Origin of the sequence: Sulfitobacter sp. HI0129, assembly GCF_001635395.1 — a bacterium.
Lineage (GTDB): Bacteria > Pseudomonadota > Alphaproteobacteria > Rhodobacterales > Rhodobacteraceae > Sulfitobacter.
In genome coordinates this window covers 1-9,902 of record NZ_LWGH01000369.1, presented here as the reverse complement: position 1 = coordinate 9,902, position 9,902 = coordinate 1, and the positions used below count along the sequence as shown (strand labels likewise).

Annotated in this window: 8 protein-coding genes and 1 pseudogene; 5 read left to right on the top strand and 4 right to left on the bottom strand. The window is 62.6% G+C overall.

Going from position 1 to position 9,902, the window contains the following annotated elements; all coding sequences use genetic code 11:
* The 3 genes from A3764_RS25120 to A3764_RS09450 all read left to right on the top strand — a co-directional run.
* A partial coding sequence (locus tag A3764_RS25120; RefSeq protein WP_236628159.1) for an alpha/beta fold hydrolase occupies positions 1–274 on the top strand: 274 nt, incomplete at its 5' end.
* Positions 271–1,326 carry a 3-carboxy-cis,cis-muconate cycloisomerase gene (locus A3764_RS09455; RefSeq protein WP_082851045.1) on the top strand — a complete coding sequence of 352 codons (1,056 nt, stop codon included), beginning with the start codon at positions 271–273 and terminating at the stop codon, positions 1,324–1,326. The genes A3764_RS25120 and A3764_RS09455, both read left to right, overlap by 4 nt.
* Entirely contained in the window at positions 1,323–2,246 is a 924-nt protein-coding gene (locus tag A3764_RS09450; RefSeq protein ID WP_067923158.1) for a DMT family transporter, read from the top strand. The genes A3764_RS09455 and A3764_RS09450 overlap by 4 nt, the downstream gene beginning before the upstream one ends.
* A gap of 469 nt (positions 2,247–2,715) precedes the next feature.
* On the opposite strand, the gene A3764_RS09445 is transcribed toward A3764_RS09450, so the two are convergent.
* Entirely contained in the window at positions 2,716–4,254 is a 1,539-nt protein-coding gene (locus A3764_RS09445) for a Fic family protein (protein WP_082851038.1), read from the bottom strand.
* 478 nt (positions 4,255–4,732) lie between these two features.
* Here A3764_RS09445 and A3764_RS09440 point away from each other — a divergent pair, with 478 nt between their 5' ends.
* Both A3764_RS09440 and A3764_RS24630 read left to right on the top strand, forming a co-directional pair.
* Positions 4,733–5,107, top strand: coding sequence for a hypothetical protein (locus A3764_RS09440; RefSeq protein WP_067923151.1), 375 nt, complete (start codon positions 4,733–4,735; stop codon positions 5,105–5,107).
* Positions 5,108–5,296: 189 nt separating this feature from the next.
* The gene (locus A3764_RS24630) at positions 5,297–5,614 is read left to right on the top strand and encodes a hypothetical protein (protein ID WP_068101163.1); all 318 of its coding nucleotides are present in this window, start codon (positions 5,297–5,299) and stop codon (positions 5,612–5,614) included.
* On the opposite strand, the gene A3764_RS09430 is transcribed toward A3764_RS24630, so the two are convergent.
* The 3 genes and pseudogenes from A3764_RS09430 to A3764_RS09410 form a co-directional block, all read right to left on the bottom strand.
* Positions 5,570–6,714 (bottom strand): IS3 family transposase gene (locus tag A3764_RS09430; RefSeq protein ID WP_443069047.1). Its coding sequence is split into 2 segments (ribosomal slippage): positions 5,570–6,439 and positions 6,442–6,714, totalling 1,143 coding nucleotides; the frame shifts between segments, so codons are not numbered across the junction. The genes A3764_RS24630 and A3764_RS09430 overlap by 45 nt on opposite strands.
* Positions 6,715–7,009: 295 nt before the next feature.
* A pseudogene (locus tag A3764_RS09415) lies at positions 7,010–7,189 on the bottom strand (transposase); the annotation flags it as partial.
* Between the two features lie 511 nt (positions 7,190–7,700).
* The coding region (locus A3764_RS09410; RefSeq protein ID WP_236628157.1) for a hypothetical protein at positions 7,701–9,902 on the bottom strand (2,202 nt) is incomplete at its 5' end.

The window sequence follows — 9,902 nt, the reverse complement described above, 5'->3', positions numbered from 1 at the left end:
GTTGGCGCGCGCGCCGCAGGCAGTGTATCGCGCCGCCTGCGTGGCAATCCGCGACGCGGATCTTTCTGCAGCGCTGCCGCACCTGTGCTGCCCGGTGATGTGCATAGCCGGCTCGGATGATCTAGCGACCCCGCCTGAAATCGTCGCCGACCTTGCCAGGGGTATTCGCGGCGTCGCTCTGGTCACGCTGGAGGGCGTGGGTCATCCGCCCTGCCTGGAGTGGCCCGACCGCGTTGCGGAACTGGTGTCGGATATGCACGGGCGGCTGGGGTGAGCGACGTCTTCACCCATCCGTGGCTCGGCGGCCTGTTCGGCGATGCCGATATGCAAGCTCTGTGGTCGCCCGAGGCGCAACTGGCCCATTACACCGCGTTCGAGGTAGCGCTGGCCCACGCGCTGGAGGCCGCGGGCCGGGTGCCACCGGGCCATGGTGCTGCCGCCGCAGCGATGCTGGAGGCCTGCGTCATCGATCCAGCGTCTCTAGCGGAGGACGTAACCCGCGACGGCCTGCCGATCCCGGCGCTGGTGCGCCGCTGGCGCGCGGCCGATCCTGCGCACAAGGAGGCCATCCACTACGGCGCCACGTCGCAGGACGTGATGGACACCGCGTTGGCGCTGACGCTGAAATCGGTCTCGGGCCTGCTGGCGCAGCGGCTGTGCACGCGGGACGGCTCGCTCGGCGGTCTCGAAGAACGGTTCGGGGATCGCCCGCTCATGGGGCGGACGCGGATGCAGGCGGCGCTGCCCATCCGGGTGGCCGATAGGCTGCGCGACTGGCGCGCGCCGCTGGCCGCGCAGGCGCGCAGGCTCGACGCCTCGCACGCGGGGGTCGAGCGGTTGCAGCTGGGAGGCGCGGTCGGCACGCGCCACGGCTTCGGAAACCAAGCTCAGGCCATCGCCGACGCCATGGGGGCGCGGTTGGGACTGTCGGCGCCCGATCACGCGTGGCAAAGCGACCGGGGCGGGGTGGCGCATTATGCGGCCTGCCTGGCGGGCATCGCCGGGACGCTTGGCAAGATGGGGCAGGACATTGCGCTGATGGCGCAGCAGGGGTTGGACGATATCCGCATCACGGGCGGCGGCGGATCATCGGCCATGCCCCACAAGTCGAACCCGGTGCTGGCCGAGCTGCTGGTGACGCTGGCGCGGCTGAACGCGGGGGCGCTGTCAGGGATGCAGCACGCGCTGATCCACGAGCAGGAACGCTCGGGTGCGGCGTGGATGCTGGAATGGGCGCTCCTACCACAGATGTCGTGTGCCACTGGTCGGGGGGTCACAGCGGCGCAGGCGCTGTGCGAAAGGATCGAGGACATGGGCGACCGATGAGCTCTTCCGCCACGCTGGGCGCCGCGCTCGCCGTGCTGTCGGCGCTTTGCTATGCCTTCGCGTCGGTCGCAGCCACAAAAGACGCACGCGCCAACGGCGGGCGCGGCACTGCTGTGCTGCTGTCAGTGCTGCTGACCGCGATCAGTTCGGGGGTAGCGTGGCTGTTCGTCGGCCCGCCGCTGCCCGCGACGTCGCCGCAGCTGTGGGCGGGGGTTGGCGCGTTCTGCCTTGCGGGACTGCTGGCCACAGTGCTGGGCCGCGTGTCGTTCTTTCGGTCCATCGAACTGGCGGGTGCTATTGAAACGTCGCTGCTGCGCCGGCTGATCCCGGTTTTTGCCACGGTGTTGGCCACCGTTGTGCTGGGCGAACGGCTGAGCGCGCAGATCGTCGCGGCCTTCGCACTCATCTTCGCGGGCATCGCCATCGTCTGGATAACAGCGCCGCCGGTGGCCGGGGGCGCCGAAGGCGCGTGGGGCGGGGCGGCGCGGACGACCGGGCGCGTGCTGGCTGTGGTGTCCGCCGCCAGCTACGGCGGGTCCTATGTGGCGCGTAAGCTGGGGATCGCGGGCCTGCCCGACCCATTATTGGGCACTGCCATCGGCGCCTGTGCGGGGATAACCTTCTACTGCCTGGCCGCGCCAGTGTCGCGGGAGTTCGCCGCGCAGCTCGCGGCGGTGCGGCGACGGCCTACCGGCTGGCAGCTAGCGGCGGCGTCGGGAATTTCCATCGGACAGATCCTGCTGTTCTTCGCGCTGGTTTACGCCGGAGTGGCCACAGTTGCCATCATCGCGTCGGTCGAGATGTTCTTCGCCGCGTGGCTGGCGGGCGTCGTCTTTCGCACAGAACGACGGCCCGGCTGGACATTTACTCTGGCTTCCGGACTGGCTTTCGGAGGTGTAGCGTTTTTAGTTCTGGCTTGATCCAGCCCGTCATCGCAACGGCGGTGCATTGCGAAGCCATGCGCGTGGGCGTCCAACTCACATGCAAGGAGTTCAAATAAGAAAAATCGCCGTTTGCAACTATTCTTCTGGGGTCAGTGAAAATTGGCGCGAACTACAAACTCTTTTCTGGATAGCGGATATGGCTACGAAAATGCATGCCGAGATCGAATTGCATTATATTGAACATAAACTTCATTATGAGATATGAGTTTGTAGCCGGGTGGATTCACAAACGAAGTGCAAATTCTGTACGAATACAGAGAGTTGCATGGAGTATGATACAAAGCCTGTCCCACAGGCCAGACCAGATCGACAAGGAGGAGATCGACCCCATTCTCAGCATTACCACGAAAGCCGCCTGATCATGACCTCAGGCCATCTCGCAATTTACACCACCTTGACGGACGTGACCCATTCAAACCCGGCATCAGTCCCAGGCCACCTCGATCTAAATCATTGTTTCTGCAAAGACGTGCTCGATCCGCGCCGTTTCGTCGTCGGTCAATTCCTTGAACTCATTGGTTCGGGCGCGACGCGACAGGGTGCCTCCGTTCTGTTGAAGGAAGCGAAACAACAGATCGATGGTATGGCCAGGCATATCAACAATGGCTTCGACCTGGTTGCGGAATGCATCGTAATTTCGAAGGAATGCTGTCTCGTACGGCAGGTCTTCTTCGATTGTCTTTTGGACGCATGAATAGAGGAATTCTGCGTGTGGCGTTGCGTCGAAGAAGCGGTAGAAATCGCCTGTGTCGTTCAAGCCCCGAACGTTGAATTTTTCCGTCGGCTCCCACTCGATGAGCGGCAGCAGTCGTGCTGAATAGCTCTCAAGAACCGTTCTATACTCATCTATGCGTTCTAGGATCGCGGCGGACACCGGAAAGACCACCCCTGGTGGGTTGAAGCCGCGTTCCGCCAGAACATGGTGGATCAGGTAGCGGTGCAGCCGGCCGTTACCGTCTTCAAACGGGTGTATGTAGACAAAACCGAATGCGAGGATTGCAGCGGACACGATCGGGTCAGAGTGCCGAGACGCACCGTGATCAAAAGCGATCATCCCGTCAGTCAGGGACGGAAGATCTTCATGCCGGGCACTTATATGATCAGGCAACGGCATCCTTGTTTCGCGGTCATGCTCGCCAACAAAACCGCCTTCGTCGCGGAAACCCAGCTTGACGAACCGGGCATCACCTATGACGATCCGTTGCAGTCGTAGCAGCTCATCGCGGTCGAGCGGCTGGCGACCGGCCTCGCCGATCGCACGGCCCCAACGCTGAATTCGGTCTTGTGGTGGACGCTCGCCTTCGATCGCGTAGCTGGAACGTGAGTCTTTGAGCAGAAGGAAAGCAGCCGTCCGCGCGAGCAAGTCCCGGGGGAGGTCCGCGATGACCGCGCGGGCTCGACTGGCCAGGTCCATCGCGATGAACTCGTTTAGCTTTTGCGTGCGAAAGACCAGCGGGCAGAAGTCTCTGGTTCCCGGCAGATTATTTTTGACGCGATATCGGGGAGCGTTTTCCCCTTCCGTCGCGAACTGTTGGTCGGGATCAACGACAGGCACGTAGCGACCGCCCTCTGTATCTGGCAGATTCAGTCGGCTTCCCGTTAGCCATTCAAACAGAAACCAGATGCGCCTTGCGTAGCTGCCGGTCGGCTTTTTGCGCACGATGTCAACAATGCCGTCAGGCCCGGTGGCCGCGAACAGCTTCGCGAGGACAGCAAGATCAAGCCCTTCGTATTTGAGAGCGAAGGTGAGGTGGCCATCCAGTTCTGCACTCGGGGCGTGTCGCGGCGTCAGGATGCGCCAAACCTCATCCTCAACGATCCGGTGATGGTTCCCGGTTGCCGAAAGTTTGCGGGGCAGTGGCACAGATAATCTGTAGGCGTCAATCAGTGCGCTGTAGCCTGCCAAGGTGGCGGTCTCAGGAAGGCGACGCTCCTGAAAAACGGTTCTCGGGCCCGAAAAAAGTACCTGTTGATCCGATGGCATGAATTCCGTTCCCTTGGCGTGAATTTTTGCAGCAGAGCGTTGCGTCCATGAAATCCGTTCCTAGCACATGAAAAATGTTCTTGAATAGGTATTATTCGTGAAAAACGGTTCAAATTTACGCCGCAGTCCGGGCATGTCAGATCACGGATCGATTTACGGCGATCGACCGACGAGGTTAAGAGGTCCTCCAACGAACTACGACGAGTAGAATCGGATGGGAGGTTGACGAGGTTCTCAATATCCGCGCCCAGGCCGGACGATCTTGTCGAGCACCTCGTCCGGCCAGGTTTTCCTCGACGAAGATGTGCAAGCCCGGGCTCCACATCTTGTTCTCCAGGAAATTTCAAAAAAAGTACGCGGAAGTCGTTTTTCCTCAAAATTCGTTGAACCTACCTACTTTTCGAGGGCGAGACGTCTCCGACCACTGATCGGCCTCATCCCTGCGGCTTTCCGCATCAGTGTCAAAAAGAGGCCTACCTTGCTCGACTTTCAGAACTCCACCGCGACGACTGCTTCTCCCGCCACCACCCTGCTGGAGGCAGTGACCAACTCCCTGGCTGCCCGCGGCCTCATCCCGGAGGACAAGCCGGTCCACAGTCTGCCCGCGCAATTTACCGCAGACAGGCTCGCAGGGATCGAACTTGTGCAGAAAGGAGATGGCTGGATCGGCAATGTCATTTTCGACATGCCGTTCGGCGACCCCGATGTCCTCACCACGCGGGAAAATCTCATCCTCCCGACCCGGCGCGCGGCCTTTGACCATGCGGCCGCCATCGTCGTCGAAGTCCTGACCGGCGTGCGCGAGCTACCCTTCGAGTATGCGGACAGGCGCCCCCGGTATCGGACCGCCTGAAGCCTGCGGATCGGGACACACAGGCGAACACCTGCAAGGTCGAGAATACCTCGCGGCCCCGGCAGCTCGGTGTTTCCGCCCTTTCCTGATCGATCCCATTTCCTCCTTGCCCCTCGTAGGAAGTCTTCCTGCCACGGGACCCATCCTCAATTCGGCCGTACCCTGCCGACAGCTACAGAAAGATTACATATGTTCCAGCTCAACACAGCCCGCATCGCCCAGAACCCGGACCCGATGCAATGCTACCACGATATGATCGTGGCAGCGCTGAACGCAAAGGGCCTTGTCCCCGCTGCCCCGCCGGCGCTGTCCGGCTTCCCCGGCTACGTTCACCGCTACAACGTGAAAGCCCTGACCCTCGAGCAGGAAGAGGGTCTGTGGAGCTACTGTCTGCATCTGGAACGCGTCCCCTCCGGGATGCCCAACTGCAACTTGGACTTGCCCGTTTTTAGTGGAGAGCGCTTAGTTCACTTCGCGGACCCTGCGCTCGAATGCGATGGGGCTTAGGGAGCCGAGCGATGAGTGCCGCCTGACGGGGTTATAGAACCCGTCGATGTATCTGGCGATGGCGTTCTCGGCTTGCTGGCGGGTCTGCCAGGCGACCGGCCAGATCAGCTCCGACTTGATGGTCTTGAAGAACGTCTCGACCATCGCGTTGTCATAGCAGTTCCCCTTGCCGCTCATCGAGATCAGGATGCCGCGTTTTCGAAGCTCGGCCTGATAGTCGACGGAGCAGTATTGCGATCCTCGATCGGAATGATGAACCAGCCCCGGCGCAGGGTCGCGGTTCACAATGGCGCGCCGCAGAGCCTCGACAGCGAGGCTGCGCTTCAGCCGGTCGCTCGTTGCCCAACCGACGACCCGCCGCGAGTGGAGGTCGAGCACGACCGCGAGGTAGAGCCAGCCCTGCGCCGTCCAGATGTAGGGGATATCGGCGCCCCACTTGCGATCCCGCTGCTCGGCTTCGAAGTCCTGCGCGAGCAGGTTAGGCGCGACTGGCCAGGCGTGTTCGCTGTCCGTAGTCCGCTTGAACCGCCGCTTCTGACGGGCCACGAGGTCATTCTCCCGCATCCGGGCCGTGCGGTGTCGCCCGATCCGGTGGCCGTCGTCGCCGAGATCCCGATGCATCCGGGGGCTACCATAGGTGCCATTCGACAGGGCGAAGGCCGTGCGGATATGGGCAAGGTAGACCATGTCCTGCCGCTGACGCTGGCAGGCCGGGCGGTCGCGCCAGGCAAAGAATCCGCTCTGGCTGACACCCAAAGTCTCGCACATTCGGTGAATGGGAAAGCTGGCCTTCTCCGCCTCAATGAAGGCAAAGCTCATCGACTTGCGTCTTTCGCGAAGAAGGCTGCGGCTTTTTTAAAGATATCGCGCTCCTGCTTCAGCACCGCGTTCTCCCTGCGAAGCCGCTTCAGCTCGGCCCGCAGGTCGGGCTGGTCCTCAACAGGCTCCTCTGCGTCGCGATCCTGCCTCACCCAACGTGTCAGCGTTGAGAGACCGATGCCGAGATCGTCGGCGATTTCACCTCGCGTGCGCCCGCTTGTCAGCGCCAGTCGCACCGCTTCACGCCGAAATTCCGGCGTCGGTCTTTTCCCGTTGGACATAGAACACCTCCTGGTTCCTCAGTTGGTGCTCTCCACTTTTCCCGGGCAAGTCCAACATGGCGGCATAACCCCCAGCTTTTACCCATTCCCAAGTGACAGCTCGCGGCAAATCTGCTTGATCGACTTGCCGTCGATGAAATGCGCACGTCTGATCTTCGCTATCGTCTCCACGACCAACATCCCCTGACTGCTCCCTCATGCTTTTGAGGAAGCTTCTGATCACAATCGCCAGGCGGGTCACTTTTGGACGCCGATCACCCCGTAACTGGGGTCAATTTTGCATGCCGATCTACACACGATAGCCGTTTCTCTGCGCTTTTCGTTCCGGGGTCTTCTGGTGATAGTCGGCACCGGTCTTCGCGCCCACCTCCAGCTCCATCAGCCGTTCGGCGGCGAAACCGATCATCTCGCGCAGGAGATCGGCATCTGCGCTCTTCTCCACCAGCTCTCTCAGGTCCATCATGGGTTTGGTCATCGGAGTCTTCCTTCGGTTCAGGTTGGCTTTCGCAACCCGACCCTACCGAAAATTCACCGATGACCACCGCGCCCTTGATGCCATCCTACAGCGCCTCGTGATAGGCGCGGACGCCATCAAGGGCACTACCCGGAGTTACACCTCTCCGTGGGACGTGACCCTTGGGTTCAAGGGAAATACGTTTCAAATTATGCGTCTTGTCACCGTCCTTGGCAAAGGTTCTGGCAGGGCATTTGTGTCCGACTGCGGCCGTTCGTGTATGAGACCTGCACTGCGTCGGGCAGGAAGCGGCATGCCTTGTTGCGGGGCAGGTGTTTGGTCCGATCGTCATCGCCTGTTGTTCGAAGGTGCCGAGCCCCGCAACCTCGCCCGGCGACGGGTTGCCCTTGCGCCGGTTGTCATCACGAAAGGCGAGAGTCCTCCCTGCGCTGCGAAAAGACCGTCTCATCTTTCAAAGCCTTCGTCGACCTAGCATGCGCCATGGCTTGGATCAGCTAATTGCAGACGCCGCCTAGCCCTGGTTCCCAAGGATTTCCTCCAACGTCACGAGGGTGGCCAACGTCGTCTTTCCCCTGATGACCGAAGACAATCCATCCGGCGAGACCGCGAACCCCTCGACGATTTCTATGACCCTTCCATCGGCGATGCCTTCATCCCCGGTTTTCGGCCCATCCGCGTCAGAGGCGACACGCTCGTACTCGCGAAGCAGGACCGCCCGCTCCCGCGCGGATTTCCCGTCCCGCCACGCATTGGGCAGTGCAGTCTGAAAATCCCAGAGCTTGTCGGAGACCGATGCATCCGCCGCCCCGGTCTGGTGGACCCTTGGATTGATGAAGTTGCGTCCGTCCGCCGGGGTGGCTGCAACCTTGACCCAACCGCCCGAGCCGGTTCGGTTCGGGACGCGCTCCAGAAAGATGACCTCCAGCCAGGGCGTGTTCGTCTGTGCGACATGATCGGCCAGCATGGGTCCGGGCTCCCGTTGGGTATAGGCGCCGCCATCGACGGCGATCCGGACACGCCCGTCCAGCGATCGGTCGGTATTGTATCCCACGGTTACCGTGCAGTCGCGACGCGGCGGTATCCGTCCCCAGCCTTCGACGGGGCGGGACAGTTTCAGCCCGGGCAATGCGTTGCGCTGGCAGGCCGCGAGGGAGAGGCGCACGAAGGGCATGTATGTGCTGCGCGCGGCCATCGTGATGTCGACCAGCCAGATGTCGCGGGTGCGGTCGAGATAAGGGTCGAAGAGCGCGGCAGAGGCCCGGTAATCCGTCAGGCTCTGGCCATCCGGCATCTGCTCCGGCAGGGCGACATCCGGCAGGGCGAGACCCGCGACGCGATCCACGTCGTTAATGAAATCCGCGCCGGTCAGGAAGTCCGGCAGGCTGGCGCTGGCGAATTTGGGATCGCGGCCGTGCAGGCTCACGAACGGGCGCATTTTCGGCGGGATGCTGTCCGGGGTCGTCGCCGCGGAATTGACCTTCGATGCCGCCTGCGGGTCGAACAAAGCCCCGTCCCAGAGCAGCACGGCAAGCTGTTGTCCCGCACCCGCCTCGAACCAGGGACGCTTGAGGAAGTAACGCAGCGAGGTGGACCGTTCGATGCGCACGCCCGAGCGGCGCCGACCGTCGAAACCGTCGCTGGACAAGCTGCTGCGCGCCTCGTGGAATATGGGCAACATGTCTTCGGCCAGCACCGGCTGCGGCGGTCGCGCGCTGGCCGGCACGCTGATCCGCGTGGGTTTGCCGCGAAGCTCGAAGCGATCCGGATCGTCCGTTTCGGTGAACCGGCCGGCATGCCGGGAGACCGCGACCAGACGCACCTCCATCTCCCGCGCGCGAGTGTCGAGAAAATCATGTATCAGGCAACGTGGCAAACCCTCCTCATCCAGCAGGAGGTCCACGGGCTCGCCCGCGAGAGCGTCGGAATTGGCGACCCGTGTCGCGGTGCCCTCCAGCAAGGACCAGCCTTCTGGCTCTGCGGGCCTGAAGGGACGCAGGAAATGCACGTGGTCCGCGCCGCTGCCTTCGGGCGGCTCATGGCGCCGCGCGGGTCGGCTGACGTCGTCGGTCCAATCCGTCCAGCGCGCCTCGACCCGCAACTCCGCCGTCGATGGGCGGTCCACCGCGACCTGACCGGCAAAGATGACGCTCGTCGCGCCCGGCTCATGTTCGCCGCCATTCGTCCCGATCAGCTTCGCCGGCTCGATTTCGGCCAACCAGTTTTCCAGCGCCTCGATCGCGGCCTCCTTGGGCCCCGTGGCGGGCCGGTCCTTCAGGATCGCGGAGATCTCCTCCGCAATGTCGAGACGGGCGAAACCGAAGGCGGCATCTTTCGCCCCGTCCCCGAGATCCGGCGCCCGAAGCGGCTCCAGCACCGCGCTTTGCAGCGACAGCCGCGTGACGTTCACCAGACCGCGCAGCGGCACCGCGCTGACCGCCTCCAGAAGCGGGGACCGGTCCGATTTTGCCACGCCGCCATCCGCAAGCAGGGCCTTGCTGGTGGAGAACCGGTCAAGCCCGAGGGATCGCGACCCGCGCAGGAGTTGCAGCAGGTTGTGCGAGGCGATCTCTTCGCCCCCGATCGGGGCGAACCAGGTGAACAGCTCGCAGCTGCGCCCATCGTCCAGCCGGATTCCAATTGTGGGCACGGGGTTCCGGACGAATTCGACCTCCGTGGTGCCCGTGCGCAGCTTCACGCCGCTGCCCGTGTAAAT

Excerpts from the sequence above, each read along its gene's own strand:
- A3764_RS09450 (WP_067923158.1), top strand. The coding sequence starts at position 1,323 with ATGAGCTCTTCCGCCACGCTGGGCGCCGCGCTCGCCGTGCTGTCGGCG.
- A3764_RS09445 (WP_082851038.1), bottom strand. The coding sequence starts at position 4,254 with ATGCCATCGGATCAACAGGTACTTTTTTCGGGCCCGAGAACCGTTTTT.
- A3764_RS24630 (WP_068101163.1), top strand. The coding sequence starts at position 5,297 with ATGTTCCAGCTCAACACAGCCCGCATCGCCCAGAACCCGGACCCGATG.